Origin of the sequence: Comamonas kerstersii (genome assembly GCF_008801935.1) — a bacterium.
Classification (GTDB): domain Bacteria; phylum Pseudomonadota; class Gammaproteobacteria; order Burkholderiales; family Burkholderiaceae_C; genus Comamonas; species Comamonas kerstersii.
Map to the genome: position 1 here is coordinate 55,994 of NZ_VZOT01000004.1, position 16,070 is coordinate 72,063.

22 protein-coding genes are annotated in these 16,070 nt (G+C 59.8%); 7 read left to right on the forward strand and 15 right to left on the reverse strand.

Annotated features, from left to right (window positions below):
* The first annotated feature begins 316 nt into the window (after positions 1-316).
* Genes F7P80_RS17105 through F7P80_RS07570 form a run of 5 tightly spaced genes read left to right on the forward strand, consistent with a single transcriptional unit; the run spans position 317 to position 5,807 of the window.
* The gene (locus F7P80_RS17105) at positions 317-772 is read left to right on the forward strand and encodes a hypothetical protein (RefSeq protein ID WP_249041409.1); all 456 of its coding nucleotides are present in this window, start codon (positions 317-319) and stop codon (positions 770-772) included.
* Positions 690-1,577 carry a hypothetical protein gene (locus F7P80_RS07555; RefSeq protein WP_249041410.1) on the forward strand — a complete coding sequence of 296 codons (888 nt, stop codon included), beginning with the start codon at positions 690-692 and terminating at the stop codon, positions 1,575-1,577. Before F7P80_RS17105 ends, F7P80_RS07555 begins: the two co-directional genes overlap by 83 nt.
* Positions 1,574-2,188 (forward strand): condensin complex protein MksE, encoded by a 615-nt coding sequence (locus F7P80_RS07560; protein WP_151043751.1) that lies wholly within the window; start codon positions 1,574-1,576, stop codon positions 2,186-2,188. Before F7P80_RS07555 ends, F7P80_RS07560 begins: the two co-directional genes overlap by 4 nt.
* Positions 2,188-4,941 (forward strand): hypothetical protein, encoded by a 2,754-nt coding sequence (locus tag F7P80_RS07565; RefSeq protein WP_151044098.1) that lies wholly within the window; start codon positions 2,188-2,190, stop codon positions 4,939-4,941. The genes F7P80_RS07560 and F7P80_RS07565 overlap by 1 nt, the downstream gene beginning before the upstream one ends.
* A gap of 2 nt (positions 4,942-4,943) precedes the next feature.
* Positions 4,944-5,807, forward strand: coding sequence for a DUF7281 domain-containing protein (locus F7P80_RS07570; protein WP_151043753.1), 864 nt, complete (start codon positions 4,944-4,946; stop codon positions 5,805-5,807).
* Here the strand turns inward: F7P80_RS07570 and F7P80_RS07575 are convergent.
* Complete coding sequence (locus tag F7P80_RS07575) at positions 5,793-6,503, reverse strand: helix-turn-helix domain-containing protein (RefSeq protein WP_151043755.1); 711 nt, start codon at positions 6,501-6,503, stop codon at positions 5,793-5,795. The genes F7P80_RS07570 and F7P80_RS07575 overlap by 15 nt on opposite strands.
* 129 nt (positions 6,504-6,632) lie before the next feature.
* On the opposite strand from F7P80_RS07575, the gene F7P80_RS07580 reads away from it, so the two are divergent.
* A complete protein-coding gene (locus F7P80_RS07580) occupies positions 6,633-8,207 on the forward strand; it encodes an AAA family ATPase (RefSeq protein WP_151043757.1) in 1,575 nt (524 codons plus the stop codon).
* A gap of 105 nt (positions 8,208-8,312) precedes the next feature.
* On the opposite strand, the gene F7P80_RS07585 is transcribed toward F7P80_RS07580, so the two are convergent.
* The 14 genes from F7P80_RS07585 to F7P80_RS07645 form a co-directional block, all read right to left on the reverse strand.
* Positions 8,313-8,750 carry a GyrI-like domain-containing protein gene (locus F7P80_RS07585; RefSeq protein ID WP_054067593.1) on the reverse strand — a complete coding sequence of 146 codons (438 nt, stop codon included), beginning with the start codon at positions 8,748-8,750 and terminating at the stop codon, positions 8,313-8,315.
* A gap of 30 nt (positions 8,751-8,780) precedes the next feature.
* Positions 8,781-9,095 carry a hypothetical protein gene (locus tag F7P80_RS07590; RefSeq protein WP_130932701.1) on the reverse strand — a complete coding sequence of 105 codons (315 nt, stop codon included), beginning with the start codon at positions 9,093-9,095 and terminating at the stop codon, positions 8,781-8,783.
* Positions 9,058-9,678 (reverse strand): DUF5710 domain-containing protein, encoded by a 621-nt coding sequence (locus F7P80_RS07595; protein ID WP_054067583.1) that lies wholly within the window; start codon positions 9,676-9,678, stop codon positions 9,058-9,060. The genes F7P80_RS07590 and F7P80_RS07595 overlap by 38 nt, the downstream gene beginning before the upstream one ends.
* Positions 9,679-9,848: 170 nt before the next feature.
* On the reverse strand, positions 9,849-10,118 hold the full coding sequence (locus tag F7P80_RS07600) for a hypothetical protein (protein ID WP_054067582.1): 270 nt from the start codon (positions 10,116-10,118) through the stop codon (positions 9,849-9,851).
* Positions 10,105-10,569 (reverse strand): putative molybdenum carrier protein, encoded by a 465-nt coding sequence (locus tag F7P80_RS07605; RefSeq protein WP_249041411.1) that lies wholly within the window; start codon positions 10,567-10,569, stop codon positions 10,105-10,107. The genes F7P80_RS07600 and F7P80_RS07605 overlap by 14 nt, the downstream gene beginning before the upstream one ends.
* Positions 10,570-10,580: 11 nt before the next feature.
* The gene (locus F7P80_RS07610) at positions 10,581-11,204 is read right to left on the reverse strand and encodes a hypothetical protein (RefSeq protein ID WP_151043759.1); all 624 of its coding nucleotides are present in this window, start codon (positions 11,202-11,204) and stop codon (positions 10,581-10,583) included.
* A 47-nt stretch (positions 11,205-11,251) separates the two neighbouring features.
* Positions 11,252-11,623, reverse strand: coding sequence for a hypothetical protein (locus tag F7P80_RS07615; RefSeq protein ID WP_151043761.1), 372 nt, complete (start codon positions 11,621-11,623; stop codon positions 11,252-11,254).
* 172 nt (positions 11,624-11,795) lie between these two features.
* Complete coding sequence (locus tag F7P80_RS07620) at positions 11,796-12,329, reverse strand: GIY-YIG nuclease family protein (protein WP_151043763.1); 534 nt, start codon at positions 12,327-12,329, stop codon at positions 11,796-11,798.
* Positions 12,326-13,045: a hypothetical protein gene (locus F7P80_RS07625; protein WP_077345130.1), complete on the reverse strand. Its 720-nt coding sequence runs from the start codon at positions 13,043-13,045 to the stop codon at positions 12,326-12,328. Before F7P80_RS07625 ends, F7P80_RS07620 begins: the two co-directional genes overlap by 4 nt.
* A complete protein-coding gene (locus F7P80_RS07630; RefSeq protein WP_205245384.1) occupies positions 13,042-13,779 on the reverse strand; it encodes a hypothetical protein in 738 nt (245 codons plus the stop codon). The genes F7P80_RS07625 and F7P80_RS07630 overlap by 4 nt, the downstream gene beginning before the upstream one ends.
* A 115-nt stretch (positions 13,780-13,894) precedes the next feature.
* A complete protein-coding gene (locus F7P80_RS07635; protein ID WP_151043765.1) occupies positions 13,895-14,320 on the reverse strand; it encodes a hypothetical protein in 426 nt (141 codons plus the stop codon).
* Entirely contained in the window at positions 14,317-14,442 is a 126-nt protein-coding gene (locus F7P80_RS17285; protein WP_282959023.1) for a hypothetical protein, read from the reverse strand. Before F7P80_RS17285 ends, F7P80_RS07635 begins: the two co-directional genes overlap by 4 nt.
* 98 nt (positions 14,443-14,540) lie before the next feature.
* Positions 14,541-14,969, reverse strand: coding sequence for a hypothetical protein (locus F7P80_RS07640; protein WP_249041412.1), 429 nt, complete (start codon positions 14,967-14,969; stop codon positions 14,541-14,543).
* Positions 14,970-14,986: 17 nt separating this feature from the next.
* Positions 14,987-15,643 carry a hypothetical protein gene (locus tag F7P80_RS07645; RefSeq protein ID WP_151043767.1) on the reverse strand — a complete coding sequence of 219 codons (657 nt, stop codon included), beginning with the start codon at positions 15,641-15,643 and terminating at the stop codon, positions 14,987-14,989.
* Positions 15,644-15,786: 143 nt separating this feature from the next.
* Here F7P80_RS07645 and F7P80_RS07650 point away from each other — a divergent pair, with 143 nt between their 5' ends.
* Positions 15,787-16,026 (forward strand): helix-turn-helix domain-containing protein, encoded by a 240-nt coding sequence (locus F7P80_RS07650; protein WP_011806687.1) that lies wholly within the window; start codon positions 15,787-15,789, stop codon positions 16,024-16,026.
* Positions 16,027-16,070: the final 44 nt, after the last annotated feature.

Below are 16,070 nucleotides of genomic sequence, written 5' to 3' on the forward strand. Positions count from 1 at the left end.
ACGCCACTATGTGCACACAGTGTTGCCACCATGCCTTACACATTCCGGCCGGGACGCAGCCCGAGAGTCGCTTGTCCCCAGCACGCTGAGCACATTCTTTGTGCTGGCTCGCGAGAGCACAAAGAATGTGGCCGCTGGGCTCGATTTCGCCAGAAATCGGGCGCTGCGGCGTGGGGACAACGAATGGTCGATGCGTCCAGCCTGAACCTTATGAAACCCCGCTGCGGCCATGCGCCGGGTTGCCGCCCTGTGCGGCTGGCGGGTGAGCGCATGCCGCACAGGGAATGCCTGCTCGGTGGTGGGAGACTGAACTGACATGGCCAACCCTCGCTCGCTGGTTTACGCGCTTTACACCCATTGGGACACCGTGGATCTTTTGGTGCGGCTGTCGCGCGAGTTTGCCGTGTTGACCAGCGATCAGGTGTTGAACGGTATTGCCAAGGTATCCGGGCAACTGGATGGCGAAGCGCAGGGCGCGGTGCTGCGTGCCCTGGTCAATGCGGACATCCTGCAAACCTTGCCGCGCAGCAGCGATCTGCAGCTCAATGCCTATGTGCTGGAGTTCGTGCGCGGCCTCACCCGTGAACATGAGCTGGGCCTGGCTGCCGTACTGCAGGCGCGTGTTGCGGCCATCCGTGAAGCCACCGAAGCACTCAATGAAGGCATGCTCGGGGCCGACATTGGATCGCGTGCGCGGAGCCGCCAACAAGCTGGCAGAACTCTTCCGCCAGATCAGTCTGCAGCTCGATCAGGACCGGCACGCGCTCTTTGAGCTGGCGGAAAACGCCAAAAGCGCCGACAGCAGCATGCCGATCAGCCAGCGCTACCGCGAGGTGCTGGAAGCCTACGATCATTATGTGGAGCCGATGAACCAGATGATGGACAGCGGCTCGCAGGGCACCTTCTATCGCTATCTGGAAGACGCCGAGCGTGCGCTGGACTGGAGCCTGGAGCAATTGTCGGTACAGGGTGCGCTCTACTCGCATCGCCTGCAGTTACGTCAGGTGGCGCACCAGGCCAAGGAGCTGCGGCGCTTTGGCCGGCTGGTGGCACAACAGTGCGCCGACACCCTGCTGCCCCTGCGCGAAGAGCTGCGTCAGCATAACGCGCTGACCAGTGCCATCAGCTTGCTGTTGGGGCAGGTGCGCAAACGCGGCCTGCGTCGCGCACTGTCGCGCCCGGCGAATGACACGGCGCTCCCCGTCTGGCGCAATGAGCGCGGTTTCAAACTGCAATTGGGCGATGAGGTACGGGCGCTCATGGCGGCCGCGCGCCAATACCAGCCGCAGGCGGTGGCCTTTCCGCAGGATGAACCCGGCGATGACGCTCCCTTGCTGGAGCAGGTGGACGAAGCCGCTATTCGTGCGCATCTGGCCCGCAGCCTGCCAGTGGAAAATCTGCTCGATTGGCTGCACAGCCATTACGCCCACCTGCAGGATGCCACCCTGCTGCGCCTATTCCATGACCTGCAACATGAGCCCGGCTGGCAGTTCGAGGCCGCCAGCCAGCCTGAAAAAACCACGTTGCAGACGATTCGCGTCCTGCATCACCCTCACCGCGTGAGTATCCCGCAATGACGATCCCACACGCTCTGGCAGCCGCGCTGTCGCAAATGCCGGCATTGGCCGAGCTGTTCCGCCTGTTTCTCTCCGGCAAACACCTGAATCGAATGGCCGAGCCCGCGCTGTGGGCGGAGCTGGAACAGCACGAGGCCAGCTATGTCGGCTTGTTTGCCGCGCTGGGGTTCGAACTGCGCCTGGATGCCAGGGGCTTTGCCTGGTTTCACAACAGTGACGCCAACAGCAACATCGGCAAAATCAGCCGCCAGCTGGCCTTGCTGTTCATGGTGATCTTCGATGCCCAGGCCAACGCCGGCAAGGCCCTGCAGCGCTTTACCGATTGGCTGATCGACAGCGCCTGGCTGGCCGAGGTCTACAAGCAACAGCAAGACCTGCTGGATGCCGAGGGCCTCAACCCCGACGCCCTGGTGGAGCTGATGGGCCGCGCCTGCAACCTGGGCTTTGCTGTGGCTGAGCCGACCGGCTGGCGACTGCTGCCCGCTGTATGCCGCTACCTCGATCATTTCGAGGGCCTGGCGTTGACGGCCAAGACCGATGGCGACGAAACGAACGCGCCGACGGAGGAAGACTGGGCTGCGGATGCACCAGACGACGAGGAGAACACCTGATGCAGTACGGATTCCAACGTCTGGTCCTGCTGGGGAGTGCCGGCTACTCGCGTGCCGAGTTGCCGCTTGATGGCGCAGTCTCTTTGGTGGCACCCAACAACACCGGCAAGACCAGCCTGATCAATGCCCTGCAGTTTCTGCTGATCATCGACCGCCGCCGTATGGATTTTGGTGCGCACGATGTGGATAAGAGCCGGCGCTTCTATTTCCCCAACAACAGCGCCTATGTGCTGCTGGAGGTGTCGCTGCCGGAGTCCGGCACCGTCGTGCTGGGCTGCGTGGGCAAAGGGGTAAGCTTCGAGTACGAGTATTTCGCCTATGCCGGGCCGCTGAAGGTCGAGGAGTTCTGCCTGCCGGATGGCACCTTGGTGGCACAACCGCAACTGGCCAGCCATCTGGCCAGCTTTGGGCGCCGGGTGTTCAGCTACAGCAGCAGCGAATTTGCCGACATGGTCTATGGCGGGCGCAGCCGCAAGCTCGCCAGTCAGCAGGATTTCTGCGTTTTCCGCCTGGAGCACGCCAGCGATGCCAGCGTTTTTCAGCGGGTGCTGACCCGCACGCTGCGCCTGGACAAACTGCGCTCCAGCGAGGTCAAGGACTATCTGCTGCAGATTTTCCGGCGCGATCTGCCGGATGCCAGCATCGACTTCAAGGCGGAATGGGACAAGGCGTTTGCCGACCTCAACGCCGAACGCAGCCAGTACCTGGCCGCCGTGCGGCTGCAAGCCACCTTGAACGAACTGGAACAAAAGCAGGAAGCCCGCCTGGTGTTGCGCGGCAAATTGCTGTGCTGGCGCCCCTTGATCGACGCGGCACTGAGCCAGTGGCAGCAGCATTACGAGACCTGCCAGCTAGCTTTGCAGGATGAACTGGCGCAGTGCGATACCGAGCTGCAGCGCCTGCGCGAACAGGATATGCAGTCGGCTGGCGAGAAGAAAGAGTGCGAGTTGGAACAACAGCAGCTCCGCCAGCAAAGCGAACAGTTGCGCGCGTTGCAGCAGCGTTTTGCCTTGATCCCTGAACGCGCCCTGTTGGAGGCGCGCCGCCGCGAGCTGCAGGAACAACGGGATGCGCTGGTGGTACGGATCGGCCAGGCCCAGAGCCGCACGCCTGCGGCCATCGAGCGCGAGCTGGCCCGGATCGAACGGGAATCCGCGCAGCTGGCGCAGGAGTTGCGCACCCAGGGGCAGAACCTCTATCAGCAACTGGCCGGTGTCGTATCTGCGGAACAACTCAGTGCGCTGAACAAGATGCTGGCCAAGCCGGTACTGACTTTGGGCAGCGAAGACTTCCATCTCGATGGCAAGGCGCTGATTGCAGCCTTGGCCGATGCTGATGCCCGGCAACTCAACTTGCCTGGCCTGCAACTGCGGCTGGAAGCCCTGCCCGCGCAGTATCAGCAACGCACTCTGACGGAACTGGGCGAATTGCAGCAGGAGCTGCAGCAACAGCAGGCTCAGCTGCAAGAACAATTGGCCACCGCCCAAGCCCTGGAGAGGGTCAAGCAACAGCGCCAGGCATTGGAGCAGCAACTGACACAGCTGGATGCCGAACTGCGAGACTACGCGCACATGCAGGATCTGCAGCAGAGCGAGGCCGAGCGCAAGACGCGGCTGCAGACACTGGAGGACAGGCTCGCAGAACTCGGCTCCCATTTGGCCCAGTCGGCAGAGCGGCACCGCGCATTGGATCAGCAGCGTCAGCAGCGGCAGCAGGATTTGACGGCCTTGCAGCAGCAACACCGGCAGATCGAGCAACGCCGTTATCAGCGCATCGACCACGAAGGCCCCTTCACCTGGCTGGCCGACCTGCCGCACAGCCCTTGGTTGGCCCAGCCCGAGTTCGCGCTGGAACAGCTGGCCGAGCGCCTGCAGACCTATCAGGCAGACTGCCGCCAGTTGCTGGAGCTGGATGAGCAGATTCGCCATCTGCTGGGTGAAATCCATAGCGGCGGATTGACCAAGTATCAGTTTGTCGGAGAACCGGAAAGCGAGATTGTTCGTCTCGTTGAATTCGCCCATCACCTGCCGCAGGAAGCCGAAGCTCTGGAAAGGAAAGTACGCTCGGCGGTGGTGAATGTGGCCGCCTGCCTGCGCGAGCTGCGCGATGGCCTGTTTGCTTTCAAGCGCCGGATGCGCGAGTTCAATCGCAAGATCAGCGGTCGGCAACTTTCCGACCTGGCGGTGTTCAAGATCGAACCCGAGGACGAAACCATCCTGGTCGAAGCTATCGAGCTGCTGATCAATACCGCCGCCACGGTGGACAGTGGCGAAACCTTCGAGCTGTTCAACCAGCAGAGCGTCCTTGACGACGAGCAGCTCAATCGCGCCAAGACCCTGCTGATCGAAGAGGGCAATGCCCGCCACGGCTTGCGCGTGGCCGACCTGTTTCGCCTGCGCTTCTGGGTCGGCAAGGCCGATCGCGAGCCGGAAGCCTTCGACGACCTCGACAGTGCCGCCTCCAATGGCACCGTGCTGATGGCCAAACTGGTGACGGGGCTGGCGATGCTGCATCTGATGCAGGATCAGCGTCGCCCCATCCAGGGCATCTGCTACCTGGACGAAGCCCTGGCGCTGGACGCCCGCAATCAGCGCAGCCTGATCGACACGGCAGCGGAGTTCGGTTTCTCGCTGATTTTTGCCTCGCCCGCGCCGCTGACCACCGTGCGCTACTGCGTGCCGATTCACACGCGCAACGGCAGCAACCAGATCAGTCGCCATAGCTGGCAGATCATCGAACCGCTGGAGGCCTGACCATGGATCGAACCCTGCGCGCAGCCTTGCTCAAGCTGCATGGTCAGCCATACCTGCAGGCCAGCCAGTTCACCGCCGCTCAGCGCCGCGCGCTGGATTACTTTGCTCGGCAGACCGGAGCGGTGACCTGCCAGCGTCAGGGGCGCGGTGATGTTTACCGTGTCCGCGATCCGCGACTATTCAATACCCATCTGAGCGCACTCTCCCCACAGGTCGGGATGCTTACCACGGACGATCTGCCGCTGCGGGCGCAACACATCGCCCATGCCCGCGACAGCAAAGCGCGCAATCATCAGCATGAGTGTTACTACCCCTTGCTCAAGACTGTTGGCGAAAAGGTTTGCTGGCGGCAAGGCGAACACGGGAGCGAGCTGCCACTCAGCCGGCTGACCCACGACTTCGGAGCCGCCAGCCTGCGCATCGAAGCCGGCGATACCTGGCAAAGCGAGCAGCCACTCTGGCTGGTGGAGAACCAGGCGCTGTTTGACCGCACGGATTGGTTGCCGACCGGAACGCAGGCCACCCTGCTGTACTACGGTGGCCAGCTCGATGGCCGGCTTCTCGCCTGGCTGGGGCAGCGCCCGCGTGCCAGCCGTGTCATCCTGTTCCCGGACTATGACGGGGTGGGGTTGGCCAATTTCGCGCGACTCTTTGCACAGCTTGGTGATGCTTGCGAATGCTGGCTGATGCCCGACTGGCAAAGCAAACTGGCACGCTATGGCAGCCAGCGGCTATGGCAGGATACGTTTCGGGACTTCGCCAGTGCCGTTGCCCAGTTGCCCGACTATCTGAGCCCGTTAACCGCACAAATGCGCCAATCCGGGCTGGCACTCGAACAGGAAGCGGTCTGGCTACCTGTTCTGTAGATGTCCTTTAAGCAAGCTCGCAATGTCATCTGGGGACAGACCAGCCCCCAGGGCCCGCCTCAGGGCCTGCTCCAGTTGTTGCCAGCCCTGCGCTGAAGAGACATGACTGCCCACTGTTTCAGCTAGGCGAAAAATTAGCCCTTCCAGCAGTTCTTCGTCACCCACATCCGCTGCGGTCTGCTCCGCCAGGGCCAAGAGGACGTTGCGCGCAGATGCCAACGAGTCGATTGGTACCCCGGCCAATGCTGTAGGGGTGCTGATGACACGATCCACCCTGACGACTGTCGCCAAATCAAGGGCCTGATCGACGCCCGGCTCGATCTCCATGCGGATCAGCACATCGCCAGCCAACAGAAAGCGGGTCTTGATAAGCCCCGGCTGCTCATCCTGAAACAACCACACCGGCTGCGTGTTGGCCAGCAGCTTGCCTAGCACGAGCTTGCTGTCATCCAGTGCCCCACGATCCTGCCACTGGTGCAACACGTCGGTACGCAGGCGACCGCCTTCCACGCCGAGGTAGTGCAACAGGCCGACCAGTCGTTTGGCGGAGATCACCTGCTCCTTGCCGCGCAGCCAGACCGAGAGGTTAGCGGTGCGGATACCGGTGGCTTCGGCGATCCGCCCCAGCGTTTCTCCGCGCAGCCTTATCAAGGCGGCGGCAAGGGCTGGCAATTGTTCGGGGGCAAGGATTGGCATGTCGGGCTCTCTGAATTCACTGTAAATCACTATAAGACTTATCGACCAACAAGGCGAGCGTGCAGGTCTTGGCTGTTTGCACAAATCACTGTTATAGTAATTTATAGTTAAACCATTTGGGAGGCCATCATGCGCAAGCCAAAGCAAGCCCGTCCGTTGCGCCTGCGGGAATACGAAGCCGCCATTGCTGCACTCAAGGTGCAGCATCCCTGGCTTGCCCGGCAGATCGTCGAACCTGCGCCGGGGCATTTGGCCGTGGTAGCACATCTGTTTGCCCAAGTGGAATACCTGCTGCCACCCGCCGTGCTCGCCCGCAAGGGCTCACTGTCCGTGAGCTGCAATCGGGATCGCCTGGCCATCCATTACCAGCCGCCGCGACGCCACAGCGAACGCGCAGCAGCCGTGTTCGATCTGATTGCCCAAACGAAGCACCTTTCGCAGCAACAATGCCCCGTTTGCGGTGCACAAGTTATCGGGGACGGCATCCGCCCGCAGCGTTGCCCGCAACATGAAGGAATCCAGGGGCTGTTTGCCGAAGAAGTGCGCCGCAGCCGCCAACTCATCGTCGAACAGGGGGTACAGCAGGTGGTGCGCGATCTGGGCAAGGTGACGACCGAAGACGTGCGCGCTGCCACGGTGGTTGAAGATGAGCCCGTCCCGAGTGAAGCCGAAGCGGAGCAGGTTCAGGAGCAGCCGACAGAATCCGCTCAATCAGTACCCTTGCCGAGCATCGTCTTTCTTGATGAAGCAGGACTGGAGGCGTTTGTGAATCGCCACCGACCGAAAGGCGATGACAAGTTCAAGCGCGCGCAGGCGATGGCGGAGCGGATCAAGCGGGCAGGCCATGGTAGCCGCCAACTGGGCCTGCTGCCTCCGGACAGGAAAGCCCTTCTGGATGAGTTCGCGCTGGCTTTTCCAAACTTCCATGAACTGGCCGAGCTGCTACGTGACCACTTTGCCCTCTCCAGCCTGGGCGATGGCCGTGTATCCTGGCCTGCCGTGTTGCTGGTCGGCCCGGCGGGCATTGGCAAAACCGAGGCTGCACGCTGGCTGGCCGATCAGTTGTATTTGCCCTTTCGTGTATTTGATATGGCGAGTACGCAATCGAGTTCGCCGCTCGCAGGTTCCGAAGCCTTCTGGAGCAACTCCGAGCCAGGCCAGCTCTTTGAGCTGCTGGCCTACCAGCCACTGGCCAACCCGGTGGTGGTGCTCGATGAACTGGACAAGGCCAGCAACGGTCGACCGCAATACGATCCGCTGGCCGCGCTCTATACCTTGCTGGAACCGCGCAGTGCGCGGAATTTCATCGACCTGTCGATTCGTGATTTCTCCATCGATGCCAGTCATGTGAATTGGATGGCTACCGCGAATGAGCTGGAGGCAATTCCGGGGCCGCTGCGCTCACGGCTGACGGTGTTGCACATTCAACCGCCCAAGCCGGAGCAGGTCAGAAGCATTGCTCAGTCGATTTACAACCGTCTGCGCGACGAGGCGAGCTGGGGCAACGCCTTTGCCGAGAGGCTGGATGATGATGTCCTGTCCCGTCTGCAAGCCTTGCCGCCGCGCAGTGTGCGTCTGGTTCTTCAGCGCGCCTTAGGTTCGGCGGCTCGTGAAGGCCGGGGACGCGTGCAGGTGCAAGACATCCGATCAACTATCGAGGTAAGTCGCCGAGCTGTTGGTTTTGTCGGCGAAGGGTGGGGTTGAGGCTGCCCAATAAGGCCAGGGAGAAAATGATCATCGGTAAACCCAGCCTCATAGACAGGCGACCTCAATAAAGGGGCAAACTGTACAAGATGTGTTGCTGAAGACTCATTCAATCACACCAATCTGGATCTCAATGCGATTCTTGTCGGATGCAGGTCCGTACCATTCATGATAAACCTCGCGACTTTCATTGCTTGGCGTGAGGCCCGCATCCTCAATGCTGCGAAGCAACGTCTGGTATCCGTGGTTGAACAATCTATCCAGAGGACCTTCGAACATGAAGCAAGCGCAGCGAAAAGCCGACAGTTTCGGCAAATCATTGCCTTTCACAGGTAAACAAAAGGTCAGTTCAAATTCTGTATGAGCGTCCTGGGGCATTGAATGTGCAACAAAAATCGACGGCCCATTTACGACAAGTTGACGTGCTTGAGCCTCTGCACGCATGTTCTCGTATGCCTGTGCTGCCTGTTCGCCAATCTGTGGAATGGTCATGCGCACTGTGCGCTGCAATGCAGTGATTGCTTCTGTTGTATGAATGTTCATGATTCCCTCCTCGTTCGTCATGATGTCAAATTAATAGCCACTGCGCTTCGGTGGAATCCAAGCTGATATGTCATCAAGAGAAGGCGAGATGCTGCTTGAGAGACCATGGTCGACTTCAAGTGTTAACGCCCAAATGACCCATCCGGCAACCCAATCAACCTGCACGACTAGTTCAGAAAGATGCCCCCGAAAGCGAGCACAGAAAGCAAGATGGCGAAGACCACTACCCAGCGCCTTGGCCGAAATTCCGATAAACGCAATAAACTCCACAGTAACAGGCTCATCGATTTCCGGAGGGCTAGCATGATTAGGCCCGCCGCATGTATTCAAAGAGGTGATCGCCATAAGCCGTGCTGCCATTGCAGCCAAACGGTTCGGCAAATTCGTGCAGGACGATCAGGGAAGCGGCACGCTCATCCATCGGAAAGAACGCCCCCTGCGGCTCGCAGTACATCTCGAAGTCCCCTTGCTTCATGCCGCAGTGTTCGCAGTGATTCATCCAGTACGAGCTTTGCGTGGTCTTGCTGAAATCGACGCGGTAGTGCCGCGAGAATGCTTTGATGCGTGTCGCGACGGCGGGGAGAAGATCGGTGACGTAGTGAACAATGGTTGGCTCGTCATACCGATACCACGCATCTCGCTCATAATCCTCTTCGTCGGGTTCCAGCGTTTCATGCCCGGCAGGCAGGATGAAGCCGAACACGCTTGTGTGTTCGTTGCACTTCCAGCACGGCTTGGTGGTCTGGGCGATGAAATAGCTGCTAGAGCGCACGCTGATGTCCGGTTCGCTCGGCAACCAACGCTTGAACACGCCTGCATCCAAACCGTCTGGCACATACCAGAGTTTGCGCTCAGCGTCCCACCGTGCGCCAAGTCGCTTAGCCTCATTCTTCTCTGCGAAGGGTACCGTTAGGTCGATGCGCGGCATACAGCTTCCTTAATATAGTCCTTTGGCTTCCCAGCCTTAGCTCTCTAGCCTGATGGCGGATTGGACTCCTTGCACCAGCGCCGTCAGTTTGTTTCTCGTTGGCCTTAGGAATTACTACATGGTAACGAAGAGGATGCGGATGGAATAGCCAAGCAGGAGATGATCGAGGTTCAGTCTTGTCCTGCAAACCAAGCCGCCCCCGCAGCCAAGGCCGCTGATTCACTAGGATAAGTTGTCGATGGGCCGCTGATGATGCAGGGCTCGTTTTCGCCGTCGCCTTCCACCGTCCACAGCTCCCAAGTTCCGTCGTTTTTCCAGCTGGGGATGGCGGTATAGGGTTTGTCTTTCAGCGCAGCCAGCGCGGCATCCACTTCGGGGCGGATCTGCAGCTCACCCGAATAGATATAAGGTGTCGCGCAGCGGGCGTCAGATGGGTTCATGTTCCGTGCTCCAAAAAAGCGCCAGTAGTGCGCTCGCCTGCAAGTAAATACCGGGGTTGCGAGCTTCACTCGGGCCAGCAATGTTGAGAATAGCGATGGGATGGCTAACCAACCAGTCTTGCCATGCAGCCAACAGCTCTTCTGTAGGGGCATGCAAATCGCACAGCAGCAGCGGCTTGCCGTGTCCCGCCGCCAGATCGCGAGTGAGCAGGCTGCCACCTTCGAGCCTGTCCCGGTAAAGGATCAGTGTGGCATCCGCATCCAGCACATTGCGTTTGGTGCGCTGGCGATAGCCGATGGATTCGGTCTCCATCAACTGGTAGCGAGCATCCAGTACGCCAGCAGCGGCCCGTCGGCCTGCCGGGCACCAGCCGCCGTGCGGAATCTGCCGGGCAATGGCGAAATCCAGCGCTGCCCGGTCTACGCCGGTTTGGCCGCCGGAGATGATCATTAGAACGCCAATCAATCCAGACCCTTTGCTTCCCAGCCTTGGCTGGTCAGCTTGACGGCGTGCTTGGATTCCTTGTTGCCAACACCATCGAGAATGCTCTTGACCACCGGGAAAGCGGCTTGCACCTCGGGCTTCTTGGCCCAGTCGGCAAGGTTGTTGACCTTATAGGTGTAGGTGATGCCTGCCTCTTGGTAGTCACCGAGCTTCATCGGGCCTTCCCACTTCACCACCTTGTCGAGGCTCTTCTGTCCCCAGCACAGATCAGTCTGGGTCACCTTCTGGGAACCGTTCAAACCCCAACTGGTTGCTTCCTTCTCCCGGACAAAGGGTTTGGCGGCATCGGTCAGCGAACAACGCTGTCCCTTGTCCGCAGCTTCGCACTTCACCAGCCCGGCGGCCTCAAGCGCGGCCATCTGATTGGCTGTACCGCTTTGCATGGTCTTCTGAAGACGCATGTCCATTTCGGTGACCGCCACCGGGAAGTCGCGGTACTGGTTGAGGCACAACTGCCCCTTTTTCTCGAAATACTGGCTCAGCGCCGCACCGAAGTTCTTTTCGTTTGCATCGGTTTTGCTACCACAAGCGGCGAGCGTGACGGTGCCGAGTACGGCGAGGATGGCAAGCTGTTTGGACATAGGCATGAACTCCCTGTTCTTATTGGTGAATGTGAATGAAAATGGCATCAGGATAGATCCCAGACTTCGATGGTCAGCACCTTGTCGGGCGGACAGGCGGCGATCTTGTCGTGATGCAAGACGACGTCGCGAACCCGATTGACGGGCATCACATGGTCGTCGCCGATGACGGCAGGATCGTTGCGCGCTGGCGGGCCGTTCTCGATGATCGGCAGGACATCACTGGCCTTGGCCGTGTAACGGCTGGGATAGCCTCCCGACAGCAGTTGTACCGCCTTGCCCTCATCAACCAGCCGCTGCACCCAGCCATTTCCGCCGACACTGGTTTCCCAGTTCGCCAGCACCGCATCCCTTCGGCCAATGCCTGTATCCCGCTCCTCGGGGGTCTGGGCGGCAATGACGATCCACCATCCGATCATGTTTTCCTTCCTTCGTCTTCGATCACAACGGAGTTCGACTGGCAACAAACAACTCGACAGGCGTGATGCCACGCTCGACCAGTTCCAGCAGGGGGAGAGACGCGGCAAAGACTTCCATTGCAGGCCAGCGATTCGGCTGGCCTGTAGGGTTTTCTGGCTGCGGCAACCGTCCCTAGTTATGGGCATCGGGAGCTTCGAAGCCCGCCTCAACCGCCAATCTCAGCCAGTAGCCCTCAAATCGGGATGCATAACTCTGGTCGCCATCAACCCATGAGAGAACGGTCGCACGAACCTCGGCCTGTTCGCGAACGGCCCACTCGAAGAGAGCGAACGAGGCATGGCCGGGGCGATGCCGACGCAGATGCTCGCGAAATCGACGTTTGAGATTTACCGTCTGCCCGATGTAGCAGGCTTTTCGCTCGCCATTCCGGCTATGCGCCGTCAGCGCGTAAATCCAGTATCCGCGTGAACGGATGACCGGGACGGCGCCCGTGTCAATCGAACATTCCGGCCTTGTAGGAAATGCGCCGCTGGCAAACGCGAAACGAATCCGGAACCGCTTCCCATCAGGCCCAAGCAACCCGATGTAATCACGCCCATTCCTTGTCACCGTCAGGCCGAGAGCTTCTGCACGCTCAAGCAGTTCTTGCTTCGTGTTGATTTGCCCAGAGGAGATGGCGGCTTGCAACGTGGCTTTCATCGTCATGAAACACTTGCGGCCTCGTTTTCATCGCCGTAGTAGCTTTCGCCTGCCGCTTGCTCGTTCCGCCAATAGCGGATCGTCTCGTCGATGCTTGCCCTGTCGTGAGCCTCGATCTCCTCCCAGACACCATGCTGCTTCCAGTCATCGAAGGTCTGCTCATGCAGTTTTTCCGCGACCTCGGCAAGAGCCATGTTCGGATCAAACAGCTCTTCGTGGTCGATGCCCGGATTGAACCAGTCGTCAGGGTCGTATCCATTGGGCAGATCGCAAAAGCGCCACCATCCCCGATAGGTCTCAGGCGTGCGGCGGGCGCAGTCGGCAAGATACTCGGCCTCATCCTTGTCCGACCATTTACCCCGTTCAATCCGTGAGTCACGGTAGGCATCACGGTCATGGAAGAAGCATTCGTGCATTCTGGGATCGTGTTTCGCCCAGTCGTAAAAGTCACAGCCGATGCCCGACTGTCCCCACCGCATAACGGTTCGCACGACGGCAGACTTCGACGTGCCGAACACCCATTCGTATTCGCGCAAGAAGGTCTGTCCGCTGGTTACGCCTTTGCCCTCGCAGGCAAGTTCGAATTGGCCCTTGTGCTCCTCCCAGAATTGCTCAAGCTCATCAAGTGTCCGCAGGGTGGCAAACATGACGCCATCCTCAAGCAAGACGCGCTCGGGCAACTTTATGTCCACAGGCAACAGCGGCTTTTTCTTCGGCTTCATCGAACTGGCATCCCAAGTTGGGCAGAAGGGTAGTCAACGCTTGCCAGCGCCTCTTGCTCACGCACCAATGGCAGGTGATCACTCGGCACCGCCTCGGACGACACCCAGTCGGTTTCTCCAATCGCGAGGAAGCGGTCAATCGCAGCTTCGATAGCTGCTTGATTGATGACCTCCACATCCTGGACGATACGAAGGCCAATCCCGTAGGCGTAGCTCCAGTCGAGCTTGAACGATTCGTAGATCACAGGCGGCTCGTCGCGAATGATGGCTGTTTCCAGCAGGTCGATCTGCTCGGAGAGTGTCCGTCCGTCGAACTGTACGTACCGAACAGGTTCTCGCTTCACTATCCGATAGGTGAGGACCTTCCCCGTGCGCGAGACATCGGCTGGCTCGAAATCCAGCTTTGGTTCCCTGTCCAGGTCGGCGTCTCCCAGTGCTGCGTAGGCCCGCGAGGACGCCTCGTTGTGCGCGGCATCCCAGAACGCTTGCCGTGCCGTCACAATCTCGGCGTTCCAGATCGTGAATCGATCCATGCCGAGGAAGTAAAAGTCGAACCATTGGTTGTACAGATCGGGGCGGCCCGGCTCGTTTAGCACGAGATGGCTGGTGAATCGCCCGCCATATTCGGCGGCGTCGCGACGCATCTTACCTTTGAGGCGGATGACCTCATCGCTTCGCTTATGCCGTGGCAAAGAGCTGAAGGGAGGGCGTTGCTTTCGATGACGCAGGCTCATGCATCCATTCCCACTGTTGCAACCCATCCAGTTTGGGTTCTCAGGCATGCAAAATCATTATGTTAATGTTGCAACGCAGAGTTGTCACTCATTAGCAATAGGCGCCTTTCAACAGCTATTGCCCCACATTCTGCTCCTGCCAGACCTCCGTGCAGCTTACTAAAACCTCTGCGCTGGGCTGATCTGCCGATAGCTGGCCGATGCGCCCGCGCTGGCTGGCAAGCTTCAGTTGCTTGCGCACCTGTTCCAGGCTGCGCTTTTCGATCACTGCGGTATAGCTCGCACCCAATTCACCATCCGGGTCGATGAACAGCTCGATCCGCTTCACCGGCAGGCCGAATGCCGTGAAGCTGCGTGCCGGCGTCAGCGCCCAACTGCCGGGAGCATTGGGCGCAATGCCCTCCAGTACGCGCATCGTCAAGGCTTGGCGGCATTCCACGGCGGCGACAATGGCCGGCTCAATCCGCAACCAGCGGTCGATGTCTGCCGTATTGCCATCCATCAGCACCACCGGCATGGCCGCCAGCAGCAACGCCTTCATCCCTTGATGTTCCTGATCCAGAAGCGGCGGTCATCGACCGTGAAGTTGGGGTCGTAGCCGACCAGGGCCAGCAGCGAACCGACATAGTAAAGGCCGAACTGATTCATCAGCCAGCGCTCCATCGCCGGGTCGCCGGGTCGCCGGGCAACTTGCTGTACGGTGGGGTTGGGCCGTCGCTGCGAACCTGACCACTGGTTTTGCCGGAGATGGAAAAGCTCTTCTAGGTCAACACGAAGTTGTTCGACTGTTTCGGCAGCTCCGGCGCGCAAAGCGACAGATTGCTGAAGCGCTCTGAGCGCTTGGCGTCGTGCCAGAGCACTGCGTCAAAGCGAATGCAATCACTGGCTTTGAGCGTGAGGCTGCGGGTCAGCGTCATCTGATCAGCCGGAATTTGCAGATTGCTGATCACCACCTTGGGCCACTCCGGGGCGCGACCGACGGTAGAAAGATTCTGGCGCAAGGCGTTGTGCAGTGGAGTGCCCAGCAAGCTGTTGCGGCTTGCCGCGCTTGCGGGCGTAGCCGCTTGCGACAGACTGGTTCCAATGGACTGTCCCAGTCCGCTCAGTGAATCCAGCGCCCCCTGCATGTCGGTTGTGGCGCAGCCCGTCAATACAAAAGGCAGAAGCAGCAAGCTCCGGTAGTGTTTCATCGCAGTTCCTCGCGAGCTTATCCGTTGAAGAGGGCATTGAGCCGGGCACACCAGGTTTCCGCCGCCCGACGGCTCATGGGGAAACTGAGCACTGGTCGTTGCGGATCGGCAGTTTGCAGCTCGATGGCGAAGTTTTTGGCGCGTACCGTGCGCTCGAAGGTCGGCACGCTCATGCCGCTGGCGTTGACCTGACGGCTACCGCCGTTCATCTCCATGCTCTCGACCTCGCGCCAGGTCATCCGCCAGCCGAGCAGCCAGGAGAAGTCGTGCAGTTTGTATGCGTCATTGACCACATCGCAGGCCGCGATCTTGCGATTCCGGGAGTCAAAAACAAGGAATGCCGGCGCGGGATAACCCAGGAGATGTCCAGCATCGAATGACAGCCCCTGCTGGGCGTTGAGCTTGGCGACAAGGGCCTGGCAGCGGGCCTGCAGACGTGCCAGAAAGCGGAAGGACAGCGTGAAGATCGCCAGCGAAATCAGCAGATAGAGCATCAGCTCACTGGTCAACAGCCCCCAAAACGATGTCTGTGACAGGCGCGCAGGCCCCACGCCGACCATCGCCAGTACAAGAATCAGCGTAAGACCAGCGGCAGCAAGACCTGAAAGCCCAGCCACCGGAACTGCCAGCCCCGCCGCCGCTCCCATCCCCGCAGTCTTCCAGACGCTTGCCATACGTCATCACCTCCATTTTGTTACTCATAGAGGCCATTTTATGGCGCCTGCATTCAATTGTCACTCATAGTGCGGGTACTTATCGGGCGTAGCCCTATAGAGGGGGCACTCATAGAGTCATTTCTCTTTAAGAAGAGAGAAATATGGCCCTTGATCCCCGACTACGCTTCGGCCTGAAGCTGATAGAAATCAGAAAGACCAGAGGGTGGTCGCAAGAACGCCTGGCACTGGAAAGTGGCTTGGCGCGCAGCTATCTGGGGGGGGTTGAGCGTGGGCAACGCAACATCGCATTGCTGAACATCTTCAAGCTGGCCGAGGCGCTGGGGGTGGAGCCTTCAGTACTGCTGGAGGCACCGGCTGCCGGACAGGAGCCTGCACCGTAACATCGTAGCGTTACGATGGTCACTGCCTGATCGCTCGCGGCAGC

What these genes read in the sequence shown, in the direction of transcription:
- F7P80_RS17105 (WP_249041409.1), top strand. Translation starts at nt 317, where the DNA reads ATGGCCAACCCTCGCTCGCTGGTTTACGCGCTTTACACCCATTGGGAC.
- F7P80_RS07560 (WP_151043751.1), top strand. Translation starts at nt 1,574, where the DNA reads ATGACGATCCCACACGCTCTGGCAGCCGCGCTGTCGCAAATGCCGGCA.
- F7P80_RS07565 (WP_151044098.1), top strand. Translation starts at nt 2,188, where the DNA reads ATGCAGTACGGATTCCAACGTCTGGTCCTGCTGGGGAGTGCCGGCTAC.
- F7P80_RS07570 (WP_151043753.1), top strand. Translation starts at nt 4,944, where the DNA reads ATGGATCGAACCCTGCGCGCAGCCTTGCTCAAGCTGCATGGTCAGCCA.
- F7P80_RS07575 (WP_151043755.1), bottom strand. Translation starts at nt 6,503, where the DNA reads ATGCCAATCCTTGCCCCCGAACAATTGCCAGCCCTTGCCGCCGCCTTG.
- F7P80_RS07580 (WP_151043757.1), top strand. Translation starts at nt 6,633, where the DNA reads ATGCGCAAGCCAAAGCAAGCCCGTCCGTTGCGCCTGCGGGAATACGAA.
- F7P80_RS07585 (WP_054067593.1), bottom strand. Translation starts at nt 8,750, where the DNA reads ATGAACATTCATACAACAGAAGCAATCACTGCATTGCAGCGCACAGTG.
- F7P80_RS07590 (WP_130932701.1), bottom strand. Translation starts at nt 9,095, where the DNA reads ATGGCGATCACCTCTTTGAATACATGCGGCGGGCCTAATCATGCTAGC.
- F7P80_RS07595 (WP_054067583.1), bottom strand. Translation starts at nt 9,678, where the DNA reads ATGCCGCGCATCGACCTAACGGTACCCTTCGCAGAGAAGAATGAGGCT.
- F7P80_RS07600 (WP_054067582.1), bottom strand. Translation starts at nt 10,118, where the DNA reads ATGAACCCATCTGACGCCCGCTGCGCGACACCTTATATCTATTCGGGT.
- F7P80_RS07605 (WP_249041411.1), bottom strand. Translation starts at nt 10,569, where the DNA reads ATGATCATCTCCGGCGGCCAAACCGGCGTAGACCGGGCAGCGCTGGAT.
- F7P80_RS07610 (WP_151043759.1), bottom strand. Translation starts at nt 11,204, where the DNA reads ATGTCCAAACAGCTTGCCATCCTCGCCGTACTCGGCACCGTCACGCTC.
- F7P80_RS07615 (WP_151043761.1), bottom strand. Translation starts at nt 11,623, where the DNA reads ATGATCGGATGGTGGATCGTCATTGCCGCCCAGACCCCCGAGGAGCGG.
- F7P80_RS07620 (WP_151043763.1), bottom strand. Translation starts at nt 12,329, where the DNA reads ATGACGATGAAAGCCACGTTGCAAGCCGCCATCTCCTCTGGGCAAATC.
- F7P80_RS07625 (WP_077345130.1), bottom strand. Translation starts at nt 13,045, where the DNA reads ATGAAGCCGAAGAAAAAGCCGCTGTTGCCTGTGGACATAAAGTTGCCC.
- F7P80_RS07630 (WP_205245384.1), bottom strand. Translation starts at nt 13,779, where the DNA reads ATGAGCCTGCGTCATCGAAAGCAACGCCCTCCCTTCAGCTCTTTGCCA.
- F7P80_RS07635 (WP_151043765.1), bottom strand. Translation starts at nt 14,320, where the DNA reads ATGAAGGCGTTGCTGCTGGCGGCCATGCCGGTGGTGCTGATGGATGGC.
- F7P80_RS17285 (WP_282959023.1), bottom strand. Translation starts at nt 14,442, where the DNA reads ATGGAGCGCTGGCTGATGAATCAGTTCGGCCTTTACTATGTCGGTTCG.
- F7P80_RS07640 (WP_249041412.1), bottom strand. Translation starts at nt 14,969, where the DNA reads ATGAAACACTACCGGAGCTTGCTGCTTCTGCCTTTTGTATTGACGGGC.
- F7P80_RS07645 (WP_151043767.1), bottom strand. Translation starts at nt 15,643, where the DNA reads ATGGCAAGCGTCTGGAAGACTGCGGGGATGGGAGCGGCGGCGGGGCTG.
- F7P80_RS07650 (WP_011806687.1), top strand. Translation starts at nt 15,787, where the DNA reads ATGGCCCTTGATCCCCGACTACGCTTCGGCCTGAAGCTGATAGAAATC.